The 22,494-nt window shown below is 70.4% G+C and carries 20 protein-coding genes; 15 read left to right on the forward strand and 5 right to left on the reverse strand.

Translation table 11 applies throughout. The features are described 5' to 3' along the window. Positions 1 to 148 precede the first annotated feature (148 nt). A complete protein-coding gene (locus H343_RS0107110) occupies positions 149 to 604 on the reverse strand; it encodes a hypothetical protein (RefSeq protein ID WP_028430578.1) in 456 nt (151 codons plus the stop codon). Positions 605 to 791: 187 nt separating this feature from the next. Between H343_RS0107110 and H343_RS0107115 the strand changes: the two genes are divergently transcribed. Then, positions 792 to 1,334 (forward strand): 2'-5' RNA ligase family protein, encoded by a 543-nt coding sequence (locus tag H343_RS0107115; RefSeq protein ID WP_028430579.1) that lies wholly within the window; start codon positions 792 to 794, stop codon positions 1,332 to 1,334. 181 nt (positions 1,335 to 1,515) lie between these two features. Further along, positions 1,516 to 2,133 (forward strand): dihydrofolate reductase family protein, encoded by a 618-nt coding sequence (locus H343_RS0107120; protein ID WP_199778889.1) that lies wholly within the window; start codon positions 1,516 to 1,518, stop codon positions 2,131 to 2,133. Between the two features lie 154 nt (positions 2,134 to 2,287). Here the strand turns inward: H343_RS0107120 and H343_RS29315 are convergent, their stop codons facing one another. Further along, positions 2,288 to 2,578: a hypothetical protein gene (locus tag H343_RS29315; protein WP_037902708.1), complete on the reverse strand. Its 291-nt coding sequence runs from the start codon at positions 2,576 to 2,578 to the stop codon at positions 2,288 to 2,290. A gap of 193 nt (positions 2,579 to 2,771) precedes the next feature. Between H343_RS29315 and H343_RS0107130 the strand changes: the two genes are divergently transcribed. Next, positions 2,772 to 3,680 (forward strand): poly(ethylene terephthalate) hydrolase family protein, encoded by a 909-nt coding sequence (locus H343_RS0107130; protein ID WP_051264675.1) that lies wholly within the window; start codon positions 2,772 to 2,774, stop codon positions 3,678 to 3,680. A gap of 52 nt (positions 3,681 to 3,732) precedes the next feature. Here H343_RS0107130 and H343_RS0107135 read toward each other — a convergent pair whose 3' ends face one another. Beyond that, the gene (locus H343_RS0107135) at positions 3,733 to 4,965 is read right to left on the reverse strand and encodes a Gfo/Idh/MocA family protein (RefSeq protein WP_037902710.1); all 1,233 of its coding nucleotides are present in this window, start codon (positions 4,963 to 4,965) and stop codon (positions 3,733 to 3,735) included. Positions 4,966 to 5,119: 154 nt separating this feature from the next. Between H343_RS0107135 and H343_RS29320 the strand changes: the two genes are divergently transcribed. The 6 genes from H343_RS29320 to H343_RS0107165 all read left to right on the forward strand — a co-directional run bounded on the left by H343_RS29320 (position 5,120) and on the right by H343_RS0107165 (position 11,751). Next, on the forward strand, positions 5,120 to 6,277 hold the full coding sequence (locus H343_RS29320; RefSeq protein WP_037902711.1) for an ROK family protein: 1,158 nt from the start codon (positions 5,120 to 5,122) through the stop codon (positions 6,275 to 6,277). Positions 6,278 to 6,484: 207 nt separating this feature from the next. Further along, a complete protein-coding gene (locus tag H343_RS0107145) occupies positions 6,485 to 7,750 on the forward strand; it encodes an ABC transporter substrate-binding protein (RefSeq protein ID WP_028430583.1) in 1,266 nt (421 codons plus the stop codon). Between the two features lie 5 nt (positions 7,751 to 7,755). Further along, the gene (locus H343_RS0107150) at positions 7,756 to 8,721 is read left to right on the forward strand and encodes a carbohydrate ABC transporter permease (RefSeq protein ID WP_028430584.1); all 966 of its coding nucleotides are present in this window, start codon (positions 7,756 to 7,758) and stop codon (positions 8,719 to 8,721) included. Continuing rightward, the gene (locus H343_RS29325) at positions 8,714 to 9,637 is read left to right on the forward strand and encodes a carbohydrate ABC transporter permease (protein WP_078505124.1); all 924 of its coding nucleotides are present in this window, start codon (positions 8,714 to 8,716) and stop codon (positions 9,635 to 9,637) included. Before H343_RS0107150 ends, H343_RS29325 begins: the two co-directional genes overlap by 8 nt. Before the next feature lie 63 nt (positions 9,638 to 9,700). Further along, the gene (locus H343_RS29330; RefSeq protein ID WP_037902714.1) at positions 9,701 to 10,732 is read left to right on the forward strand and encodes a Gfo/Idh/MocA family protein; all 1,032 of its coding nucleotides are present in this window, start codon (positions 9,701 to 9,703) and stop codon (positions 10,730 to 10,732) included. A 5-nt stretch (positions 10,733 to 10,737) separates the two neighbouring features. Further along, entirely contained in the window at positions 10,738 to 11,751 is a 1,014-nt protein-coding gene (locus tag H343_RS0107165) for a Gfo/Idh/MocA family protein (protein WP_028430585.1), read from the forward strand. Positions 11,752 to 12,031: 280 nt separating this feature from the next. Here the strand turns inward: H343_RS0107165 and H343_RS0107170 are convergent, their stop codons facing one another. Further along, the gene (locus tag H343_RS0107170) at positions 12,032 to 13,705 is read right to left on the reverse strand and encodes a glycoside hydrolase family 13 protein (RefSeq protein WP_028430586.1); all 1,674 of its coding nucleotides are present in this window, start codon (positions 13,703 to 13,705) and stop codon (positions 12,032 to 12,034) included. A gap of 307 nt (positions 13,706 to 14,012) precedes the next feature. Beyond that, positions 14,013 to 15,044 (reverse strand): LacI family DNA-binding transcriptional regulator, encoded by a 1,032-nt coding sequence (locus tag H343_RS0107175; RefSeq protein ID WP_028430587.1) that lies wholly within the window; start codon positions 15,042 to 15,044, stop codon positions 14,013 to 14,015. A gap of 278 nt (positions 15,045 to 15,322) precedes the next feature. On the opposite strand from H343_RS0107175, the gene H343_RS0107180 reads away from it, so the two are divergent. The 6 genes from H343_RS0107180 to H343_RS0107205 all read left to right on the forward strand — a co-directional run bounded on the left by H343_RS0107180 (position 15,323) and on the right by H343_RS0107205 (position 22,492). Continuing rightward, positions 15,323 to 16,606 carry an ABC transporter substrate-binding protein gene (locus H343_RS0107180; RefSeq protein WP_486586813.1) on the forward strand — a complete coding sequence of 428 codons (1,284 nt, stop codon included), beginning with the start codon at positions 15,323 to 15,325 and terminating at the stop codon, positions 16,604 to 16,606. A gap of 80 nt (positions 16,607 to 16,686) precedes the next feature. Next, a complete protein-coding gene (locus tag H343_RS0107185) occupies positions 16,687 to 17,706 on the forward strand; it encodes a carbohydrate ABC transporter permease (RefSeq protein WP_051264679.1) in 1,020 nt (339 codons plus the stop codon). Continuing rightward, on the forward strand, positions 17,703 to 18,629 hold the full coding sequence (locus tag H343_RS0107190; protein ID WP_078505126.1) for a carbohydrate ABC transporter permease: 927 nt from the start codon (positions 17,703 to 17,705) through the stop codon (positions 18,627 to 18,629). Before H343_RS0107185 ends, H343_RS0107190 begins: the two co-directional genes overlap by 4 nt. 223 nt (positions 18,630 to 18,852) lie before the next feature. Continuing rightward, positions 18,853 to 19,752 (forward strand): DUF1906 domain-containing protein, encoded by a 900-nt coding sequence (locus tag H343_RS0107195; RefSeq protein ID WP_028430591.1) that lies wholly within the window; start codon positions 18,853 to 18,855, stop codon positions 19,750 to 19,752. Positions 19,753 to 19,943: 191 nt separating this feature from the next. Beyond that, the gene (locus H343_RS29335) at positions 19,944 to 20,561 is read left to right on the forward strand and encodes a SigE family RNA polymerase sigma factor (protein ID WP_051264681.1); all 618 of its coding nucleotides are present in this window, start codon (positions 19,944 to 19,946) and stop codon (positions 20,559 to 20,561) included. Between the two features lie 278 nt (positions 20,562 to 20,839). Further along, on the forward strand, positions 20,840 to 22,492 hold the full coding sequence (locus tag H343_RS0107205; RefSeq protein ID WP_028430592.1) for a long-chain fatty acid--CoA ligase: 1,653 nt from the start codon (positions 20,840 to 20,842) through the stop codon (positions 22,490 to 22,492). Positions 22,493 to 22,494 lie beyond the last annotated feature (2 nt).

Raw genomic sequence — 22,494 nt, forward strand, 5'->3', positions numbered from 1 at the left:
CCTGGAGCCCACCGCCCTCCGTTCTCCGGAGGCGGTGGGCTCCTGCGCTGCGGCGCCGAGTGCTCCCGTGGTGAAGCGATCCGGGGCACGCCCGCGCTGGGTCGCGCTGGGACGCCCGCAGTGTGGCGGCTGTCCCCGGGCTGCTGCCTCAGCCGTGCCTGCCGACCGGCCAGCTCGTGACGGACTCCCACGTCCCGCAGTCCGAGGTGCCGGCGTCGCCCTCGCAGACGGCGACCGCCCCCGTCGTGGTGGGCATGTAGCTCTGGAGCGTGATCGAGACGGGCTTGCTGCCCGCGCCGCACTGCGTGACGACCTTCTTCGGCGGGAGGGGCGCGAGGTCGTGGGTCCACTTCACCCAGAGCGAGCTGCAGCCGGCGCCGAACTTCTCCAGGTCTCCCTCGATCTTCAGGGTGGGGAAGATCGTGCCGCTCTCCGTCCACCGGGTACCGGACGCGCCGGCGTCGCCGTGAGCGGCGGACCAGTTCACCGGGCCGGCCTTCGGCTCGCTCGCGTGGTCCGCTGCGACGGACGGCTGGGCGAACGCGAGCATCGCCGTGCCGGAAGCCAGGACCGTCCCAAGTGCCAGTGCGGGTGACCGCTTCATGTTCTCTCCCCGTTTGAAACGCTGATGCGACGGGAGGAACTTACTGCTCTCACAGCACAGTTACAACGCCACGTCGCACGCTTCGCTCGTGCCGGCCGTCTTCCGGGGACGCCCGGAGCGGGCTTCGATTCCACCTGTCCGCCACGGAGTTGCCCACCGGGTGTCTCCCTCTGCGAGCATGCGGGGCATGACGGAGGACGACGGCGCGCTCGACGGCTGGCCGGACGTCGTCGGCGATACGGCGCTGACCGTCAAGGTCCCCGAGGCCGATCCCCTCGTACGTGCCGGTTTCCCCGCGCACATCACCGTCCTCTACCCCTTTCTGCACGTGAGCCGTGTGGACGGCGCGGTCCACCGTGACCTGACCGAGGTCTTCAGCTCGCACGAAGCCTTCGAGATCACCCTCGCGGAGTTCGGCCGCTTCCCGGGAGTGCTTTTCCTCGCGCCCCGCCCCGCGGACCCGTTCAAGGCCCTGACGAAGGAGATCATCCGGCGCTGGCCCGAGGCGGAGCCGTACCGGGGGATCTTCGGCGGCGAACTCGATCCGCACCTGACCATCGCCAACAGCGAAGGGCCGGGGACCTGTGACGCCGTGTACGACGGCCTGGAGGCCGAACTCGCGCTGTCCCTGCCGCTCACAGTCCGGATCGCCGCCGTGGATCTGATCGTCCGGGACGCTTCGGACTGGCGGGACCGTGCCACCTACCCGCTGGGCCGGGCGGAGCGTTAGAGGGGCGGCTGCGCACTCCCCGCCGTCTCGCCCCTCCGCCCACAGCGGCAGCCCGCAGCGGTCAGTCCACAGCGGTCAGTCCACAGCCGTCCGGGCAGGGGTCGCGCCTCCGATGAGTTCCGGCCGTCGCGGGCGTCTGTACGAAGGAGAGCTCACCGACCGCGCGTCCTGGAGGCACATCATGCGGAAGATCATCGCCGGGATGTTCATGTCGCTCGACGGAGTGGTGGAGGCACCCGACCAGTGGCACTTCCCCTACTTCAACGACGAGATGGGCACCGCCGTCGACGCGACGATCGCCTCGGCCGACACTCTCCTCCTCGGCCGCAAGACCTACGACAGCTTCGCCGGGGCGTGGCCGGAGCGTGAGGCGGCCGGCGGTGAGGAGGCCGACTTCGCCAAGAAGCTGGGCGACGCACGCAAGATCGTCGTCTCGCGCGGGCAACTCGACTTCACATGGCGCAACTCGGAGCAGCTGGGGGGCGACTTCGCCGAAGCGGTCACGGCGTTGAAGGAGGAGCAGGGCGGCGACATCGCCATGAGCGGTTCGGTCTCTGTCGTCCGGCAGCTTCTGGCCGCCGGCCTGCTGGACGAGCTGCACCTGCTGGTGCACCCGATCGCCGTCCGCGGTGGCATGCGCCTGTTCGAGGAGGCGGGGACGACGCTTCCGCTGAGGCTGATCTCGTCCGAGACCTTCCGGACCGGGGTGCTGAACCTCGTCTACGGCCCTGCCGAGCCGGCCGGCGGCGAGGGCACCCACGAGGACGCCGAGGCTCATCCGCCCCGGCGGGAGGAGTAGAGCGAAGCCCGGGAGTGACTCCCCGGCCCGGCCCGGACCGGGTGCGGACGAGCGTGTCGCCGCTGACGGGTCGCGGGCGCGGAGTCGCCCCGGGACACGGTCCGGGTCCGGGCGCCGAGGCCGGGCGTCGGGTCCGGGTATCGGGTCCGGGCCGTCAGGCGTCCGGCCGGGGCTTTCTGAACGCGCCGACGGCCGCCGCCGCCACACCGCCGACCACCAGGACGAGTCCGCCGATGTTGTCCCACTGCGGCCCGGACTCCGCTTCCCGGATGCGCTCGTAACTCTCTATGGATATCGGGCAGTCCTTCTCCTTGTCGACGAAGCCCGAGGTCCTGGACGGGTCCTTGGCGCACTCCGACTCGGGCCCCGCGGGCTCCCATACGAACAGGCCCACTCCGAGCACGATCAGCAATGCGGCAAGTACCAGAAGTCTCTGCTTCGTCATGATTCCCCCTGAGGTGAACTGTGATGTCGTGGCTACCCGGGCGAGCGAGGGCAAGTAAAGGTACATCGGCTCTCGTCCGGTCGACTCCGCGCCCGCGTGGGTGGATACGGAGCCGTGACCGGGCACCGCGGTCCGCGCTTCCGGTGGTCCCGGGGCTTGTCGGGACCGGGCGGGCGTTCGTACGGTCGTCGGCATGGGACGGATTGCCGCCGGGGCGGCCGGACGACACAAGCGCCTGGCCCTGCTCGTCGCGGCAGTTCTCGCCGCGCCCGTGGCCTGCGCCGATGAGACGCCCGGGAAGGACGGTTCCTCCGGGAGCGGTTCGCCGGAGCGGTCCGGGCAGCCGGGGCCGGAGAGGAATCCCTACAAGGGCTCGCAGAGCGGCCCGTACGAGGTGCGTACCCAGGAGCTGCGGGACGAGGACACGGGCGGGGACTTCGGCAGCGGGACGGTCCACTACCCGGAGGACGACAGCCGCAAGTACGGCGTGATCGCTGCCTCCCCCGGGCTCGGTGCGGACGAGTCGATGGTCACCCCGTTCGGTGAACTGCTCGCCTCCCACGGCTTCGTGGTGATCACGTTCAACACCAGGACGCTGGAGGACTCGCCCGCGCAGCGCGGTGGCCAGCTCCTGGACGCCCTCGACCACGCGGCCGAGCGCAGCGACGCGGCCGGCCGCGCGGACCCCGAACGCCTCGGTGTGATGGGTCACTCGATGGGCGGCGGCGGTGCCCTCCACGCGGCGTCCCGCAGGCCGGAGATCAAGGCGGCGGTGCCGCTGACGCCGTACGCCGGGAAGGGCGACTGGGCGCGGGTGAAGGCGGCCACGCTCGTCATCAGCGGCAGCACCGACGAGATAGCGGCGCCCTCCGAGCACGCCGAGCCCTTCTACGAGGGGCTGACCGGCGTGGAGGAGAAGGCGTACATGGCGCTGAACGGCGACCACTTCGTCGCCACGCCACCGGACGCGCTCGTCTCCGGGCATGTGGCCGCCTGGTTCAAGCGCTTCCTGAACGACGACGCGAAGTCCGGTGACAAGATCTGCCCGCCGCCGCGCACCGGCCGGATCGTGGAGTCGCGGGACACCTGCCCGATCGGCTGAGGAGGCGAGGACGGGAGCAGCGGTCAGCGGGGACGGCCTGCCCCTGTACGGTTCACTCCCGCCGCCTGCCCGGCTGCCCCTCGTCGAAGTACGCCGCCAAGTCCTCCGGCAGCGGCGGCACTTCGAATGGTCTGCCGCCCGCGCGCAGCGAACGTGTGGCCGCGTGCCCGGCGGCGACCGCCTCGCGGGCGGCGACGGGTGAGGTCTCCGTCGTGCCGCCGTACGCGGCGAACCGCAGGAACTCCTCGACCAGCAGCCGGTCGGCACCGCCGTGCGTCTCCTGCGACGCCGGTATGCGCACGGTCTCGTCGGCGTCGTCGCGGTAGCCGGACCGGCGGGAGTTCCAGACCTTGATGAGGGAGCCGTCGAGGTCGCCGAAGTTCTCGAGACGGCCGTGGTCGCCGATGACCGTGTAGTTGCGCCAGTAGTCGGGTGTGAAGTGGCACTGTTGGTAGCTGACGAGGACGCCGCTGTCGGTGCGGCCGGTCAGCATGCTGACGTCCTCGACGTCGGTGACGGGGTTGAGGCCCTTCAGCGCGGTGGGCGGCCAGTTCGCCGCGGGGTCGTACCACTCCGTCATGCGTTCGCCGGTGCGGTCGCGGCGGTCGGCGATGTCGCCGTAGACCGCGAGGTCGCCCATGGCGGTGACCTGCCGGATGAAGCCGCCGGCGAGCCAGGCGATGACGTCCAGGTCGTGGGCGCCCTTCTGCAGCAGCAGGCCGGTGGTGTTGCGGCGTTCCGCGTGCCAGTCCTTGAAGTAGAAGTCGCCGCCGTGGCCCACGAAATGTCGGCACCACACCGCGCGTACGCGGCCGACGGCACCCTCCAGCACGAGCCGGCGCATCTCGCGGATCACGGGGGCGTGGCGGAGGTTGTGCCCGACGTAGAGCCGGCTGCCGGTCTTCCGTGCCTCACGCAGCACGAGGTCGCAGTCCTCGGCCGTCACGGTGAGGGGCTTCTCGACGAAGACCGCAGTGCCCGCGCGCAATGCGTCCGTCACGCACGGTGCGTGCAGATGGTCGGGGGTGAAGATCATGACGGCGTCCGGGAGTTCGGTCTCCAGCAGTGCGCGGTGACCGCTGTGCACGGGAACGCCGGGGCCGAAGAGGGCCTGTGCGGCCTGTCTTCCGCGCGGGTGCGGGTCGGCGCAGCCCACGATGCGCGCTCCGCTTCCCGGCCGGTGGGCGTGCAGGGCGAGCGACGCCCGCTCGCCCACGCCCACGACGCCGATCCGCAGGTCCCGCCCGCCGCTCCCGTGTGCGTCCAACTCGCCGCGCATGGTCATCTTTCGGCCACCCCTGTGTCGTGTTCGATCTTCTCTGCGTCCGCCTATACAAAACAGTCCTGCATAATTTTCTGGCTCGAAGCCTTCCTGTTCAGCGCTGGTTATGCAAGAGTCCTCAATCAAACACCGGAAGCCCGGCAGGAGGAGGTGCGGAGTGAGAGGCCACGATCTGGCCGCTCTGAGGCGGCTGAATACCATCGCCGTGCTGCGCTTCCTGCGCTCCCAGGGCCCGGGGCGTCCGCAGTCGCTCAGCCAACTCGCTGCCGCGACGGGACTCTCGCGTCCCACCGTGGATCTCGTCGTGGAGGAACTGACGGCCCAGGGCTGGCTCACCGAGGCGACCGACAGCGCGGCGGGACGTTCCGGCAGGCCCGCGCGGCGCTTCCGCTTCCGCGGCGAGGCAGGACGGGTGGTCGGCGTCGACATCGGACTGCACAAGGCCGTGCTGCTGATGTCGGACCTGGCCGGCGACGTCTGCGCCACCGCACGCGAGGACATGGACCCCGGGATGGGCGGTGCGGAGCGCCTCGCGTTCCTCCGTGACCGCACAGAACGCTTCCTCGACGACAACAAGGTGCGCCCCGACGAGCTGTGGGCCCTGTGCGTCGGGGTGCCGGGCATCGTCGGGGAGACCGGCCGGATCACCTCGGTGATCGTGCCGGAGTGGTCGGACTTCGAGCTGTCACGGCGGCTCGCGGAAGCCTTCCCCTGCCGGGTCATCGCCGAGAACGACGTCAACCTGGCGACGATGGCCGAGCACTGGCGCGGTTCCGCGCAGCTCGTCGACGACGTCGCCTGCGTACTGACAGGCCACCGCACCTCCATGGGCTTACTGCTGGGCGGCAGGCTGCACCGCGGACACCGCGGTGGTGCGGGCGAGTTGGGACTCCATCCGCAGCTCGGCCTCGCCCGCGCGCACGAGGCGCTCCAGTGGCGCGGTCCGCGGGCGGAGGGCGAGTCGGAGATCGCGGCGCTGGCACGCGCGGCGAGTGCCGAGGACCCCGGCGCCCTGGAGTTGCTGGACCGCTACGCGGCCGGCCTCGCACCCGGCATAGGGGCGCTCCTGCTTGCGGTCGACCCCGAACTGATCGTCCTCTCGGGCGGGATGACCCCCGCCGGTCAGGTGCTCACCCCGCTGCTCACCAGGCATCTGCGGGAGACCACCCTCGACGTCCCCCTGCACGTGCCCCGTATCGCCGTCAGCACACTCGGTGATCAGGGCGTCGCGCTGGGGGCCGTACGGAAGGCTCTCGACAGCGTGGAGGCCGTGCTCACCGACGCGACCGGTCCCCTGCCGTCCGTGGCCCGCTGAGCCGAGCCCCCTGCCGCGGTCCCCTGCCGCGGTCCCCCTGCCGCCGTCGCCGGCCCGGGACGTACAGCGCAGTGCGTCCGGCCGCTCCCACATCCCCCGCCCGGCCCCGTCACGTCACGTAACGGCCCGTCCCTCGGCACGGGGCGCCGCCACTTCTCACTCGTGACCCCTCATCCACTCCCCCCTCGCTTCTTTCCGGAGGCGCGAATGCGCAGGAGAAGTCTGCTCGCCGGAGCCCTGGCGGCGCCCCTCGCGGCCGCAGCGGCCACCGGCTGTTCCGGTGGCGGCGGTTCGCCGCGCACGCCGGGCGGCCGGACCACCATCTCGTACGGGATGTGGGACCCGCTCCAGGTCCCCGGCATGGAGAAGATCATCAAGGCGTTCGAGGAAGAGCACCCCGACATCTCCGTCAGGATTCAGCTCACCCCCTTCACCTCGTACTGGACGACCCTGAAGACGGCCATGCGCGGCGGCTCCGCACCCGACGTGTTCTGGATGAACGCCGTCAACCTTCAGCTCTACGCGCAGGGCGGGGCGCTCCGGCCGCTCGACGCGTTCATCGAGCGCGACGGGTTCGACATGGGTGTACACCCCGAGGAACTCCTGCGGATGTACACCCACGAGGGCACGCGCTACGCGATGCCGAAGGACTTCGACACCATCGGCCTCTGGTACAACAAGGAACTCTTCGACAAGGCGGGCATCGAGTACCCGGACGAGAGCTGGACCTGGGAGACCGTCCGGGAGGCAGCCGCCGAGCTGACCGACCCCCGCCGTGGCGTACACGGCATCGCCGCCGAGATGAGCAGGCAGTACACGTACTACAACACCATCGCCCAGGCCGGCGGTTACGTGATCCGCGACGGGAAGTCCGGATTCGGCGACCCGCGCAGCATCGAGGGCCTGCGCTTCTGGACCGACCTGATCGACAAGGGCCACTCGCCGACCCAGAGCGCGATGACCGACACCACCGGGCGCCAGCTCTACCTCTCGGAGAAGGTCGCCATGAACTACGACCTGTCCGCGATGGCCTCCCAGATGTACGCGGCGCCGCCCATCAAGGACCACGGCAGCGTCGCCGTACTGCCCAAGGGGCAGCGGCGCGCCACCACCATCCACGGCCTCGCCGCGGCGATCTCCGGCAAGAGCGAACACCCCGAGGCCGCGTGGAAGTTCGTCAGGTTCCTCGGCTCTCGCAAGGCCGCCCGCATCCAGTCGGGCGAGGGAGCGACCATCTCCTCCCACGCCGGCACGCAGGACGCGTGGGTGGAGTCCATGCCGGAGTTCGACCTGAAGGTCTTCATCGACATGCTCGACTACGCCGTCCCCTACCCCGCCTCGAAGCTCACGCCCGTCTGGGAGAACCTCCAGCCGCAGTTCCTGGGCGGCCCGTTCAGCGGCAAGGGCGGCATCGAGTCCGCCTCCCGCACTCTGGCCCGCCAGATGGATCTCGCCCTGGAACAGGAGAAGTGACGACCATGGCTGTCTTCCCCTCCACGGCAGCGGCCCGGGCGGCGGACCGGAAACGCCCGGTCCGCGGCGCTGCCCCGGCCACCGGGCACACCGGACGGCGACGCCGCTCGCAGCGCGTCGCATACCTCTTCATCGCCCCCATCGCACTGGGCTTCCTCGTCTTCTACATCTGGCCGCTGCTGCAGACCTTCTGGTTCAGCTTCACCTCCTTCGGGGCCTTCGGCGGCAACACCTGGGTGGGAGGCGAGAACTACGGGCGCGTGGTGCAGGACGTGACGGTCGGGCAGGCCCTCGGCAACACGCTGCTGTACATGGGGATGGGTCTGCTGACGCTCCCGGTCGCGATCGTGCTGGCGGACCTGATGAACCGGCGGGGGCTGCGCGGCGTCCCCGTCTACCGGGCGCTGTACTTCGTCCCGTTCATCACGATGCCCGCCGCTGTCGGACTGGTGTGGAACTGGCTCTACAACGGCGACTTCGGCATGGTCAACCAGGCGCTGTCGTGGATCGGTGTGGACGGCCGCTACTGGGTCTCCGACCCCTCCACGGCCGTGTACGCCATCGGCGCCGTGATGATCTGGTCCCACATCGGCTACTACCTGATCATCTTCACCGCCGGCATCAAAGCCATACCGCGCGACTACTACGAGGCCGCGGAGATCGACGGCGCCGGGCCGGTACGGCGCTTCTTCCGCATCACCCTGCCGCTGCTGAGCCCGAGCATCTTCTTCTGCTCGGTGATCTGCGTGATCAACTCGCTGCAGCAGTTCGACCTGATCTTCGTGATGATGAGCCCGAACAACCCGGCGCTCGGTGAGACGCAGTCGATCGTGACGCTCTTCTTCAAGTGGGCCTTCCAGGAGAACGCGCAGGGCGCCGCCGCGGCGCTCGCCTTCCTCCTGATGCTGCTGATCGCGGCCCTGACGTACCTGCAGTTCCGGTTCCAGAAGAAGTGGGTGCACTATGCCTGAGCCGACGGCGACAGCCATCCGTGCGACGCGGCTCCCGGAGCCGGGCGCGGGAAGGGGTCCGGGGAAGGGCGCGGGGAAGGGCCCCGTATCCCGGCGACGGCCCGACCCGGGTGCCGTCGCCACCCACGCCGTCCTCGTTCTGGGCGCGGTGGCCATGGTCTTCCCGTTCGTGTGGCAACTGCTGACCGCGTTCAAGACGATGCCCGAGTCCGTACGGGTGCCGCCGACGATCCTTCCGGAGGCGTGGAACCTCGCCGCCTTCCAACAGGTCTTCACCGCCCTGCCGTTCACGGAGATGCTCACCAACAGCCTGCTGAACACGGCGGGCCGCACGCTCGGGCAGCTCGTGTTCTGCTCGCTCGCCGCGTACGCCTTCGCCCGGCTGCAGTTCCGGGGCAAGAACGTGCTGTTCGCCGTCTTCCTCTCCGTGCTGATGGTGCCCTCACAGCTTCTCGTGCTGCCCCAGCACGAGATCATCCAGCAGCTCGGTCTGCTCAACAGCGTTCCGGCGCTCTTCCTGCCGGGCATGTTCAGTGCGTTCGGCACGTTCCTGCTGCGGCAGTTCTTCATGGCGCTGCCGAGGGAGCTGGAGGAAGCAGCACGGATCGACGGTGCCGGTCCGTTCCGGATCTTCTGGAGCATCATGCTGCCGCTGGTACGGCCCGCCCTGGCCGCCCTCGCCGTCATCACGGCGATGTGGTCGTGGAACGACCTGCTGTGGCCGCTCGTGGTCAACACCGACCCGGAGACCGTGCCCATCAGTGCCGGACTGATCTCCCTGGAGGGCCAGTTCCTCACCGACTACCCGATCCTCATGGCCGGTTCCGTCATCGCCAGCCTGCCCATGCTGATCCTCTATCTGCTGCTGCAGCGCCACTTCGTACAGGGCATCGCACTCAGCGGGTCGAAGGGCTGAACGACGGGCCCCGGCCCGCGGCCCGCCCTCACCCGTACCCGACAGGAAGGCGGTCACATCCACATGCCGGAACTCGCAGTGGGCCTCATAGGTGCCGGCGGCATCGCCCGCGCGCATCTGCCCGCATGGCTCGAACTCGGAGCCCGGGTCACCGTGTTCACCCCCGACGAGAGCGGCGCGCGTCTGGCCGCGGAGTACGGGAAGCAGGGCGTACGGGTGGCGAGCAGCCTCGGTGAACTCCTGGAGGGGAGCGAGGCGGCCGACATCTGCACTCCCACCCACACCCACCGCGACGTCGCGACCGCCGCTCTGCGCGCGGGTGTCCACGTGGCCTGCGAGAAACCCCTCGCGCTCCGCACCGAGGACATCGAGGCGATGATCGGTGAGGCACAACGGGCGGGCGTCCTGCTCTTCCCCGCCCACGTGGTGCGGTACTTCCCCGAGTACGCGGCCATGGCGGAGGCCGTCGCGGGCGGAGCCGTGGGCCGGCCGGCGGTGCTGCGCTTCACGCGGACCGGCAGCTACCCGGTCTGGTCGCCGTGGTTCGCCGACCCGGAGCTCTCCGGCGGCCTCGTCGTGGACCAGATGGTGCACGACTTCGACTTCGCGCGGCTGCTCGCGGGCGACGTGGTGCGTGTGCACGCGCACATCCGCGGACATCAGCAGGCGCCCGCCCCGCCGGGGTGCGTGGCCGCCGCAACAGCCGTCCTCACCCACGCCTCGGGCGCGATCAGCCATGTGCACGGTGTGTGGGGACTGCCGGACTCGCAGTTCCGCACGACGTTCCGGATCGCCGGCCGGGACGGTGTTCTGCACCATGACTCGGCGCGGACCAAGGCGTTCCGCGTGGTCTCGCAGGGCGGAGCGGAGGCGGGCGAGGGCATTCCCGCCACGAACCTGACCGAGAGCCCGTTCCTGACGGAGCTGCGGGAGTTCGCGGCGGCGGTCCGCGGAGGGCCGGCGCCCAGGGTGACGGCTCAGGACGGACTTGAGGCGGTACGCATTGCGCTCGCCGCCGCGGAGTCCACCCGCACCGGCCAGGCCGTGCGGATCGGGAGCCGGACGACCGGCGAAGCAGCGGAGGTGGCCCGGTGAGCCGGATGAAGGTCGGAGTGCTGTCGTTCGCGCACGTCCACGCGGCCGGTTACGCGGCCCTGCTGCGCGACATGGACGGGGTGGAGGTCCTGTGCAGCGACCCGGACGCCGCCTGGGCGCCTGACGGCGAGGTGCGCGGCGCCGCGCTCGCGCGGGAGCTGGGCGTCGGCCACGCCGGAAGCTACCGGGAACTCTTCGAGTGGGAGCCGGACGCCGTCATCGTCGCGGCCGAGAACTCCCGCCACCGTCCGCTGGTGGAACTCGCCGCGCAGCACGGCGTGGACGTGCTGTGCGAGAAGCCGCTGGCGACCACCGCGGAGGACGGGGAGGCGATGGTGGCGGCATGCCGGGCGGCGGGGGTGCGGCTGGGTGTCGCCTACCCGGTGCGGTTCTCTCCCGGGTATGCCGCGCTGCGTGAGGCCGTGCGGGGTGGCGGGACCGGACGGGTGCTCACGGTGGCGGGCGCGAACAACGGCAGGCTTCCCGCGGGGTCGCGCGCCTGGTTCACCGACCCCGAACTGGCGGGCGGCGGAGCGATGATGGACCACACCGTCCACCTCGCCGACCTGTTCGACGACCTGTTCGCGGGAGCGCGCGCCGTCGACGTCTACGCCCAGAGCAACAACCTCATGTACGGCGGCGAGGTGGACGTCGACACCGCCGGCCTGGTGACCGTCCGCTACGACAACGGGGCCGTCGCCACCATCGACTGCAGTTGGAGCCACCCCGACCGTCACCACACCTGGGGCGGCCTGGAGCTCCAACTGGTCGGTGAACACGCCACGGTGGAGATGGACGCCTTCGGGCAGGCCGTCTCCGGATTCGACGACAAGCGGCAGAGGGGGGTGCTGCTGCCGTGGGGCACCGATCTGGACGCGGCGATGGTGCGTACGTTCCTCTTCGGCGGTGAACCGGGCGGGGTGCAGGTCGCGGACGGTGAGGCGGGGCTGCGTTCGCTGCGTGTGGCGCTGGCCGGCTATGCCTCCGTACGGTCCGGGCAGCCGGTTCCCGTGGGCTGACGGCGAACTGGACGACGGCATCGGGACTCGCCCCCGCGAGAGTTGTCCACAGGGGTGTGGACAACTCTCGCCGGTCGCCGCACGTGCGCAGGTCGTCCAGGCGAATCTCTCACGCGGAGCGGCACGGCAGCCGCACGCGGTCGCGGACTGCCGTGCCGTTCACACACGCGGAGACCCGCCGCGCGCCCACCGGGAGCCACCAGCGCCCACCAGCGCCCACCGGAGAGCAGCGCAGGCCGCAGGGGCGGCCGGCAATACCGGCCGCCCCCGCCCCCGGCCGTCAGTCGGCGGAGCCGTCCCGCAGCCACACCGTCGTCTCGGCGGGCAGCTCGTTCCCGCTCAACGGGCCGCTGCTGAGCAGCACTTCACCCTCCGGCAGCGGCTTCGGCTCCGAGCCGAAGTTGGTGACGCAGTGCCACCCGTCCGGACGCACGAAGTGCAGCAGTCCCTCGGCCTCGGACTCCTCGTCACTGACCCAGCGCAGTGACTCGTCCGTGCCGACGAGCTTGTGCCGCAGCCGCAGAGCCTCCCGGTAGAGCTCCAGGGTGGAGCCCTCCACGCCCTCCTGCGCCTCCACGGACATCCGGCCGAAGTACGCCGGCTGCGGCAGCCACGGGTCGCCGCCGAAGCCGAACGACTCGCCCGTCCTCGTCCAGGGAAGCGGGACGCGGCAGCCGTCCCGCCCCTTGCGGGTGTGCGAACTGCGCTCCCACGTGGGGTCCTGCAGGTCCTCCTCGGCGAGATCGGCCACCTCGGGCAGGCCCAGTTCCTCGCCCTGGTACATGTAGCCGGACCCCGGCAGGGCCAGCATCAGCGTCGTCGCGGCGCGTGCCCGGCGCAGCCCCTGCTCGGGGTCGACGTGGGGCTGCGTGCCGCCGCTGAGCAGCCACTCGTCGCTGTCCGCCCCTTCGGGCAGCGCGAGGCGCGAGGCGTGCCTGATCACGTCGTGGTTGGAGAGCACCCACGTCGCGGAGGCACCGGCCTCCTGGGCGGTGCGCAGCGAGACGTCGATGACGGAACGCAGCTGGGGCGCGGACCAGCCGGTCCTCAGATAGCTGAAGTTGAAGGCCTGGCCGAGTCCTTCGGGGCGGGCGTAGAGCACCAGCCGGTGGTTCTTCACCCACGCCTCGGCGACGCCGACGCGCGGCGGGTCGTACTCGTTGAAGACCTCGCGCCACTCGCGGTAGATCTCATGCACCTCGTCGCGGTCCCAGAACGGGTGGCTGCCGTCCTCCAGGTGCTCCATCTGCTCGTCGTAGGAGATGTCACCCATGTCGCGCAGGGGGTCTTCGAGGTCCTTCATCAGCGCGTTGGCGACATCGATGCGGTAGCCGTCCACGCCGCGGTCCGACCAGAACCGCAGCGTGGTGAGGAAGTCGGCGCGTACCTCGGGGTTGTCCCAGTTGAGGTCCGGCTGCTCGGGTGCGAACAGGTGCAGGTACCACCAGCCCTCGGGCAGCCGTGTCCATGCGGGGCCGCCGAAGGCGGACTGCCAGTCGGCGGGCGGGAGTTCGCCGTTCTCGCCCCTGCCCTCACGGAAGACGTAGCGTGCGCGCTCCGGGGAACCGGGGGCCGCCCGCAGCGCCTGCTGGAACCACTCGTGGTCCTCCGAGGTGTGGTTGGGGACGATGTCGATGATCACCTTGATGCCGAAGCGGTGGGCCTCGGCGACCATCGCGTCGAAGTCCTCCAGTGTGCCCAGCCGCGGGTCGACGTTCCGGTAGTCGGCGACGTCGTAGCCGCCGTCGGCCAGGGCGGAGGGGTAGAAGGGGCTCAGCCAGACGGCGTCCACCCCGAGTTCGGAGAGGTAGGGCAGCCGGGAGGTGACGCCGGGTATGTCGCCGAGGCCGTCGCCGTCGGAGTCGGCGAAGCTGCGGGGGTAGATCTGGTAGACGGCAGCCTGGCGCCACCAGTCGGGGCCGTCCTGGCGGTGCGGTGCGTTGCTGTCGGTCACGTTGATCCTCGCGTCCGGTGCGGTCGGTTGCGGTCGGTTGCGCTCGGTGTCTCTATTCGGTTGTCCGGGCACGGGCAGCCATGGCCGCACGGGCGCCGGGGCGTGGGAGGTGCGGGACGTGCGGAAGCGGCGTGCGCGAGGGCGCGGGTGAGGTGCGGCACGGGTGAGATGCGTGCACGGGTGCAGGGCAGAGGCCAGGGAGATCGGTCAGGTCTCGGTGACGGTCAGGTGGGGGGCCGCGGGGGCGTGCGGGAGGGATCACTGAATGAAGGCACAGGAGTGGTCCGGCAGTCCAGCCCTCACGCTGTCAGCGTCGAGGCGCCGCGATCGAGTCCCGGCGGCGTACCGGCATGGGAATGCGGTGCACTCCGGGACGTGGACTGCCGGACAGCAGTAACGAGACGGCTCTTCGCCCGAGTTCGCGGTGCGGCAGAGCGATCGAGGTGAGGGCCGGCCGCAGCCAGGAGGCCAGCTCGGAGTCGTCGAAGGAGATCACCGAGAGGTCGTGCGGGATGGACAGCCCGCTCTCCCGCACGGCCTGGTACGCGCCGAAGGCCAGCCGGTCGTTGCAGCAGATGAGGGCGGTGGGGGCCGTCCCGCTGCCGAGCAGCGAGCGTACGGCGCGGTAGCCGTGCTCCGGGGCGGACCAGTCGCATTCGACGACTCCCGAGAGCCGCGCGCCCGCCGCGGTGACGGCCGACTCGACGCCCCGCATCCGTTCGTGCCCGGCGAAGACGCCCTCGGGCGTGCCGCGGGTGAGGTGGTGGCCGCCGATGACGTGGATTCCGTCCCCGTGCCCGGCTTCCAGCAGCAGTCTCACGGCCTGGGCGCCGGCGGCCTGCTCGTCCGGTACGACGCTGGTGAACTCGCCGGAGTCGTCGAGGCAGTTGAGCAGGACGACGGGGTGGCCGCGCGTAGGCTCACGTGGGTGTGCCCTGCGGGTCGACATGGCGGCGTGGATGATGCCGTCCACCTGCCGGTCGAGCATGCCCTGGAGCAGTTTCTCCTCGACTGCCGGATCGTCGCCGGTCTCCGCGAAGTAGAGCAGGTGGTCCTGGTGGAGGGCGGCCTCCAGCGCGCCCTGGATCATCGCGCCCGCGTAGTGGGTGCTGGCAACGATGTCGGAAACCAGCCCGATCGTGTGTGTCTTGCGGGTGCGCAGGCTCTGGGCCGTGAGGTTGGGACGGTAGCCCAACTCCTGTGCGGCACCCAGGATCCGCTCCCGCGCCTCCAGCGAGATGCGTATTCCCTCGCGCCCGGAGAGCACGAACGAAACCGCCGTACGGGACACACCCGCATGACGCGCGACATCGGCCTGAGTGACGCGGGAAGACGGCATATGACCTCCGGCTAAATCGAGCTAGCCGAGCATCACCTGGGCTTCCTCGCGGTGTCAACGCCTTTTCGGGACGACCGGAGCGGCCCCGGCCGGGGGTTCCCGTCGAAGGTCTTGACAGGGCAGCGTCAAGGGAAACATCCTCCTGCTCACTCGATTTAACACCGCTGTTCCCGGACCGCTGTGAGTCGTGTGCTCTCCCCTGCCCGCATTCTCCGGGGAGCGCGCCACGCAATGACAGCACCCGGCGGCGGGCCAGGCCAGAGGCTGAAGGAGAACATGTGAGTGCCATCCCCCGACGACTGCTGCCATGCACCGCCGTCACCGCGGCACTCACCCTCGTCGGCGGCTGCGGCCTGGGAGCCAGGAGCGTGGAGAGCGGGTCCGACGCCGAGGAACGCGGCCCCATCACCTACGCGGCGGCCAAGGACCTCTCGGGAGTCGTACCCGACCTGATCAAGCGGTGGAACGCCTCCCACCCCGGCGAGGAGGCCAAGTTCATCGAACTGCCGGAGAACGCCAACAGCCAGCGGCAGATGATGATCCAGAACGCGCAGCTGAAGTCGGACGCCTACAGCGTGATCTCCCTCGACGTCGTGTGGACCGCGGAGTTCGCCGCCAACCGCTGGATCGACGAGATACCCGAGAGCGCCTTCCCGTTCGACAAGACGCTGGGCCCCATCAACGGCACGGTCAAGTATCGCGACAAGTGGTTCGCCATGCCCTACGCCTCCGACGGCGCGATGCTCTACTACCGCAAGGACCTCCTGGAGGCGGCCGGCGTGAAGCCGCCGAAGACCTGGGACGAGATGCGCGAGGTGTGCGGCAAGGTCCTGAAGGGCCAGTCCAAGATGTCGTGCTACTCCGGTCAGTTCGAGAAGTACGAGGGGCTGACCGTCAACTTCTCCGAGGCGGTGCACTCCGCGGGCGGCAAGGTCACCGACGCGGAGGGCAACCCGCATCTGGACACTCCCGAGGCCGAGCGGGGCCTGGAGAATCTGGTCAAGGGCTTCCGCGACGGCACGATTCCCGAGAACGCGATCACCTTCATGGAGGAGCCAGGCCGGCGCGCCTTCGAGCAGGGCAAGCTGCTCTTCTACCGGCAGTGGCCCTACTCGTACTCGGTGTCGAACAAGAAGAGCGCCGGCAACGTGGCGGCCGGCAAGTTCAGTGTCGCCCCGATTCCCGGCGAGAAGGGCCCGGGCGCCTCATCCCTCGGCGGCCACAACCTCGCGCTGTCCGCCTCGGCCCGCAACAAGGCCACCGCCCTGGACTTCATGCGTTTCATGACCAGTGAGCAGACCTCCCGCATGAATCTCGTCAAGGGCTCCCTCGCGCCGGTCTACGGCAAGCTCTACGACGACCCGGAGATGGTGCGCCGCTTCCCCTGGCTCCCGGTGCTGAAGAAGTCCATCGTCGGCGCCGAGCCCCGGCCCCGCGTCGTTCGCTACGGCGACACGACCACCGCCATCCAGGACCAGGCCTACGCCGCGCTGACCGGAAAGAAGAGCTCGGCCGCGGCACTTCGGACTCTGCAGCGGCAACTGCGCGAACTCGCACCCTGATCCGACCGTCCCCCACGCAGCCGCAACCCGGGGGCGCCCGCGCAGCGGAGCCGTCGGCCGAGAAAGGAACACTCGAACCCATGTCGCTGACAGCTCCGCGGCGCCGCAGTAGCGGGCGTACCGCGACGGCGCGATCGCGCCTGCAGGCCGAGGGACGGATGGCCGCTCTCCTTCTCTCACCCACACTGTTCGTGCTCGGGCTGGTCATCGCCTATCCCGTGCTCGCGGCGGTGCACACCTCGCTGCACGGCGTTCCCGAGATCAACTCCACAACCGGATTCGTCGAGCCCGGCGAGCCGTTCGTCGGTCTGGAGAACTTCACCTCGATCTTCACCGGAGCGGGCGACCGCTTCTGGAACGCTCTGTGGAACACCTCGTTCCTGACGGTCACCTCGGTGATCCTGGAGACCGTCATCGGTCTCGCCATGGCGCTGATCATGCACCAGGCGCTGCGCGGAAGGGCCTGGATACGGGCCAGCATCCTGGTGCCCTGGGCCATCCCCACGGCCATCTCCGCACTTCTGTGGCGCTGGATCTTCGACAGCGAAGGCATCGCCAACTCCCTGCTGAACACCGAGGTGCTGTGGACCACCGAGGGATTCCAGGCACAGGCGGCGGTCATCATCGCCGAGGTCTGGAAGACCTCGCCGTTCGTGGGACTCCTGGTGCTCGCCGGGCTCCAGATCATCTCCCAGGACGTCTACGAGGCGGCGCGCGTCGACGGGGCCGGCCCGGTGCGCCGCCTGTGGAGCATCACGCTGCCGCTGGTCAAGCCCGCCCTCCTGGTCGCGGTGCTCTTCAGGCTCCTGGACGCGCTGCGCATGTTCGACCTGCCCTACATCCTCATCGGCGCGGGCAAGGCATCCGTGGAGACGCTGTCGATGCTGGCCCAGGACGAGGCGTCGAACGTCCGGTTCGGACCCGCCTCCGCGTACTCGGTGGTGCTCTTCCTCTACGTCTTCCTCATCGCTCTCGCGTTCATCAAGCTCCTCGGCGCCGACCTGCTCAGCGCGCGGGACGAGCCGGACGGAGGCACCCGCAAGCGCCCGCGCGCGGCAGCCGGCAGTGGCCGGACCCAGCAGAAGGAGGCCACGGCATGACCGGCACCGCGTCCACCGCCACGGCGGAGGCCCCCGGCGGCTCGACCTCGCCCGTCCCCGTCGCGCCCAGCACGGACCCCGCCCCGCGCAAGCCCGCCGGCAGGCCGTGGCGGACCGCGCTGCGCACCTCGGGCGTCGTCGCCGTGGCCGCCTGGTGTCTCGCGCCGTTCTACTGGATGCTCGTCTCCAGCCTGCGGCGGCCCTCCGACATCTTCGACATCTCGCTGTGGCCCGCCCCCGTGTCGCTGGCCAACTACCGCAGTGTGCTGGACCCTTCGGAGGGCTTCGTACGGTCGCTGGGCAACAGCTTCATCGTCGCGGGCACGACCACGGTGCTGGCGCTGACGGTCGGTGTCGCCACCGCGTACGCGCTGGCCCGGCTCGACTTCCGCTTCAAGCGGATGGTGCTCACCGGCATCATCGCCACCTCGATGTTCCCGGTCGTCTCGATCACCATTCCGCTGCTGAAACTCTTCGTCGGCATCGGCTGGATCAACACGTATCAGGCCATGGTCGTGCCGAGCATGTCCTTCGCCCTGCCGCTGGCGGTGTGGAACCTGACGGCCTTCTTCCGCCAGATGCCCACGCAGCTGGAGGAGTCGGCGCGGGTCGACGGCTGTACCCGTGGCCAGGCGTTCCGCAAGGTGATCCTGCCGCTGGCCGCGCCGGGCCTGTTCACCACTGCGATCCTCACCTTCGTGATGGCCTGGAACGAGTTCCTGATCGCTGTGTCGATGACCAACAAGCAGTCCATGCAGACCGCCCCGGTCGCTGTCTCGAAGTTCACGGGGGCAGTGCAGTACGTCGCGCCGCACGGCAGCCAGATGGCCGCGGGTGTGCTGGTGACCGTTCCCCTGGTGGTCCTGGTGCTCTTCTTCCAGCGCCGTATCGTCGCCGGGCTGACGGCGGGCGCGGTCAAGTAGAGCTGTGGAGTGAGCCGTTGAGGCTACCGTCCGGGGGCGCCGGCCCGTCGCCGGCGCCCCGCGCCAGCTCTCGTCCCGCGCCCTGCCCCGCGCCCCCTGCTCGCTCTCGCCGCGGGGCTGTGCGCACCGCACCCGCCGCCGGGAGCGGACCAGACGGGCGAAACCGCGCCGGACGCGGGCGAGCCTGACTGCTCCCGGTGTCGCCGCGCCTTTCACTCGGCCCATGCGGCATACAAGGCACATCATCGGTAAAGCACTCGTCCCCTTCGTCGTGCTCGCCGCCCTTCTCGGGGCGGAGGCGCTCCCGGCACTCGCCGACAGCGGGTCGCGGGGCTCACCCGGCCCCCGCACGAAGTCCGGAGCGAGCCGCGTCAGCGGCGACCCCCGCACCGCCCTCGGTGCGAAGATCTTCACCGGTGAGGCCTTCGACACCTGCCGCGCGCCCTCGGCCTCCGTCATGCGCTCCTGGTACGGAACCTCCCCCTTCGGGGCCGCGGGCGTCTACATCGGCGGACGGGCCCGCGCCTGCACCACCCAGCGCCACCTCGACAGCGGCTGGGTGCGCAGCGTCACCGCCACCGGATGGAAGCTGATCCCCATCTACGTCGGTTCCCAGTCGCCGTGCGTGAAGGCGTCCAGCAAGCGCCGGTTCGCCATGAGCCACTCCTCCCCCGCCGCGAAGGGCGCCGCGGAGGGCCGCGACGCGGTAAGGCAGGCCAAGAGGCTGGGGATGGGCACGCGCAGCGCGATCTACCTCGACATGGAGGCGTACGACAACTCCGCCACCAAGTGCGCTGCGACCACGCTCAGGTTCATCCAGGGCTGGAACCGCGCGGTGCTGAAGGCGAAGTACATCCCCGGCTTCTACAGCAGCGCCGACTCCGGCATCCGGCACATCGAAGGCGCGCGCAAGGCGGGCCGGAAGTGGCTGCCGGAGATGGTGTGGTTCGCCCGGTGGAAGGTGCCGGGATCGGTGTACGGGGAGAAGTCGCTCAGCCCCTGGGGATGGCGTCCGCACCGGCGCATCCACCAGTACGACGGTGACGTCCGGCGCACCTACGGCGGCCACCGGCTGAACATCGACCGCAACGTGATGGACGCACCCGTCGCCGTCGTGAAGTGAGCGTCACGGCGGGCCCGGACGGCCCGGGGGCGCGCACCCCGGATGCGCGCCCCTGAGTCACCCTGATCCCTGCGGCGTACGGGGTCCACCCTACGGAGGTGCGGCGGACCCCACCTCTACGCCCAGAGGCGGAGGCACCTTCGCGACCCTGGGGCGATCCCCCCGGCGGCCTCCGCTCCTAGCGTTGAGCCATGACCTCGCCTGGGACTGCCCGGTCTGCCGGGACCACCTCTTCGACTCGGACGCCGCTGACGTTCACGTCGTACGTGCAGGCGCGCGGTCCGGTGCTGCTGCGCACCGCCCGCTCGCTCACAGCCAATCCGTGCGATGCCGAGGACCTGCTGCAGACGGCCCTCACCAAGACCTTTCTGGCCTGGGAGCGCATCGAGGACCACCGTGCGCTGGACGGCTACGTACGCAAGGCGCTGCTGAACACCCGCACGTCGCAGTGGCGCAAGCGCAGAGTGGACGAGTTCGCCTGCGATGAACTGCCCGAACCGGAACCCGTGCAGGGCCCCGACCCCGCCGAGGCCCGCGCCGACCGGGACGCGCTGTGGCACGCCATCCTCAAGCTGCCCGCGCGGCAGCGCGCCATGGTCGTACTGCGGTACTACGAGGACTTGAGCGAGGTGCAGACGGCGGAGGTGCTGGGGGTCTCCGTCGGTACGGTCAAGAGCGCGGTCTCCCGCGCGCTGGTGAAGCTCAGGGACGACCCCCAGCTCGCGTCGGACGTCTTCGGCGTCCCCGCAGCACCCCGCGGGAAGCTCTCCGCGGCCCGGGAGGCGGACGGGGAACTGGCCGCCGCGTGAGCCGGCCGGCCGCACGGCGGCAGGGGGTTCGGGGGTTCGGGGGGTACCGGTCACGCTCCGGGGCGGCGCGTGACCGTCCGGCGAGGCGGCGGGGCGCACGTGGCGCACGTGGCGCACGTACGGGGGCTTCCACGGAACACGCACGCAACGCCCCCAGAACGCCCACGGAACTCCGCGGTGGCGAATTCACCGACGGGGTAGTGACATACCGGCCGGTACGCACGCACAATCAGCGCCACGATTACCCATGCGTAACCGGCCCTCCGGAGGCTCCCCCGATGCTGAGCACCATGCAGGACGTACCTCTGCTCATATCGCGCATCCTGCGTCACGGTTCGACCGTCCACTCCGTGTCGCAGATCACCACCTGGACAGGAGAGGGCGAGCCGCACCGGCGGAGTTTCGGGGAAACGGGTGCCCGCGCCGCCCAGTTCGCGCACGCCCTGTCCGACGAGCTGGGCGTCGTGCCGGACGACAGGGTGGCGACCCTGATGTGGAACAACGCCGAGCACGTCGAGGCGTACTTCGCCATTCCGTCCATGGGCGCCGTCCTGCACACCCTCAACCTCCGCCTCCCCACCGACCAGCTCGTGTGGATCGTCAACCACGCCGCGGACCGCGTCGTCGTGGTCAACGGATCGCTGCTGCCGCTGCTCGCCCCGCTGCTGCCCGGACTGGAGTCGGTCGAGCACGTCGTGGTCGTGGGCCCCGGCGACACCTCCGTGCTGGAGGGCTGCCGGCCGTCCGTGCACGAGTACGAGTCGCTGCTCGACGGGCGGCCCACCACCTACGACTGGCCCGAGCTGGACGAACGCCAGGCCGCCGCCATGTGCTACACGTCGGGCACCACCGGCGACCCCAAGGGCGTCGTCTACTCGCACCGCTCGGTGTATCTGCACTCCATGCAGGTCAACATGGCCCAGTCCATGGGCCTCACGGACGCCGACACCACACTGCCGGTCGTGCCGATGTTCCACGTCAACGCCTGGGGTCTGCCCCACGCGACGTTCATGACCGGCGTGAACATGCTGATGCCCGACCGCTTCCTGCAGCCCGGACCGCTCGCCGAGATGATCGAGTCGGAGCGTCCCACGCACGCGGCGGCGGTACCCACCATCTGGCAGGGCCTGCTGGCCGAACTGGCGGAAAAGCCGCGCGACATATCGTCCCTGGGGCTGGTGACGATCGGAGGTTCCGCCTGTCCGCCCGCGATGATGCGGGCCTTCGAGGAGGACCACGGCGTCCGCGTCTGCCACGCCTGGGGCATGACGGAGACCTCGCCGCTGGGCAGCTTCGCCCACCCGCCGGCCGGGCTGAGCGCCGAGGAGGAGTGGCCGTACCGCATCAGCCAGGGCCGCTTCCCCGCCTCGGTCGAGGCACGCCTCGCTGCTCCGGACGGCTCCTTCGCACCGTGGGACGGACGCTCACCCGGCGAACTGGAGGTGCGCGGCCCGTGGATCGCCTCCGCCTACTACGGCGGCGCCACCGACGAACCGCTGCGCCCGGACGACAAGTTCAGCCCGGACGGCTGGCTGCGCACGGGCGACGTCGGCGTGATCACCCCGAACGGCTATCTGACGCTGACCGACCGGGCCAAGGACGTCATCAAGTCCGGCGGCGAGTGGATCTCCTCGGTCGAGCTGGAGAACGCCCTGATGGCGCACGAAGCCGTCGCCGAGGCGGCGGTCGTGGCCGTGCCCGACGACAGGTGGGGCGAGCGTCCGCTGGCCACGGTCGTCCTCAAGGAGGACGCGGGCGACGTCGGCTACGAGGAGCTGCGGGCCTTCCTCGCCGGGCGGGTGGCACGGTGGCAGCTTCCGGAGCGGTGGGCCGTGGTGCCCGCGGTGCCCAAGACGAGCGTGGGGAAGTTCGACAAGAAGGTGCTGCGCGGGCAGTACGCGGCGGGGGAGCTGGACGTCACGCAGCTGTGAGG

This window comes from Streptomyces sp. TAA204 (genome assembly GCF_000424965.1).

What these genes read in the sequence shown, in the direction of transcription:
- H343_RS0107130 (WP_051264675.1), top strand. Translation starts at nt 2,772, where the DNA reads ATGGGACGGATTGCCGCCGGGGCGGCCGGACGACACAAGCGCCTGGCC.
- H343_RS0107165 (WP_028430585.1), top strand. Translation starts at nt 10,738, where the DNA reads ATGAAGGTCGGAGTGCTGTCGTTCGCGCACGTCCACGCGGCCGGTTAC.
- H343_RS0107115 (WP_028430579.1), top strand. Translation starts at nt 792, where the DNA reads ATGACGGAGGACGACGGCGCGCTCGACGGCTGGCCGGACGTCGTCGGC.
- H343_RS0107175 (WP_028430587.1), bottom strand. Translation starts at nt 15,044, where the DNA reads ATGCCGTCTTCCCGCGTCACTCAGGCCGATGTCGCGCGTCATGCGGGT.
- H343_RS0107190 (WP_078505126.1), top strand. Translation starts at nt 17,703, where the DNA reads ATGACCGGCACCGCGTCCACCGCCACGGCGGAGGCCCCCGGCGGCTCG.
- H343_RS29315 (WP_037902708.1), bottom strand. Translation starts at nt 2,578, where the DNA reads ATGACGAAGCAGAGACTTCTGGTACTTGCCGCATTGCTGATCGTGCTC.
- H343_RS0107195 (WP_028430591.1), top strand. Translation starts at nt 18,853, where the DNA reads ATGCGGCATACAAGGCACATCATCGGTAAAGCACTCGTCCCCTTCGTC.
- H343_RS0107185 (WP_051264679.1), top strand. Translation starts at nt 16,687, where the DNA reads ATGTCGCTGACAGCTCCGCGGCGCCGCAGTAGCGGGCGTACCGCGACG.
- H343_RS0107150 (WP_028430584.1), top strand. Translation starts at nt 7,756, where the DNA reads ATGGCTGTCTTCCCCTCCACGGCAGCGGCCCGGGCGGCGGACCGGAAA.
- H343_RS0107110 (WP_028430578.1), bottom strand. Translation starts at nt 604, where the DNA reads ATGAAGCGGTCACCCGCACTGGCACTTGGGACGGTCCTGGCTTCCGGC.
- H343_RS29325 (WP_078505124.1), top strand. Translation starts at nt 8,714, where the DNA reads ATGCCTGAGCCGACGGCGACAGCCATCCGTGCGACGCGGCTCCCGGAG.
- H343_RS0107120 (WP_199778889.1), top strand. Translation starts at nt 1,516, where the DNA reads ATGCGGAAGATCATCGCCGGGATGTTCATGTCGCTCGACGGAGTGGTG.
- H343_RS0107205 (WP_028430592.1), top strand. Translation starts at nt 20,840, where the DNA reads ATGCTGAGCACCATGCAGGACGTACCTCTGCTCATATCGCGCATCCTG.
- H343_RS0107145 (WP_028430583.1), top strand. Translation starts at nt 6,485, where the DNA reads ATGCGCAGGAGAAGTCTGCTCGCCGGAGCCCTGGCGGCGCCCCTCGCG.
- H343_RS29330 (WP_037902714.1), top strand. Translation starts at nt 9,701, where the DNA reads ATGCCGGAACTCGCAGTGGGCCTCATAGGTGCCGGCGGCATCGCCCGC.
- H343_RS29335 (WP_051264681.1), top strand. Translation starts at nt 19,944, where the DNA reads ATGACCTCGCCTGGGACTGCCCGGTCTGCCGGGACCACCTCTTCGACT.
- H343_RS0107135 (WP_037902710.1), bottom strand. Translation starts at nt 4,965, where the DNA reads ATGACCATGCGCGGCGAGTTGGACGCACACGGGAGCGGCGGGCGGGAC.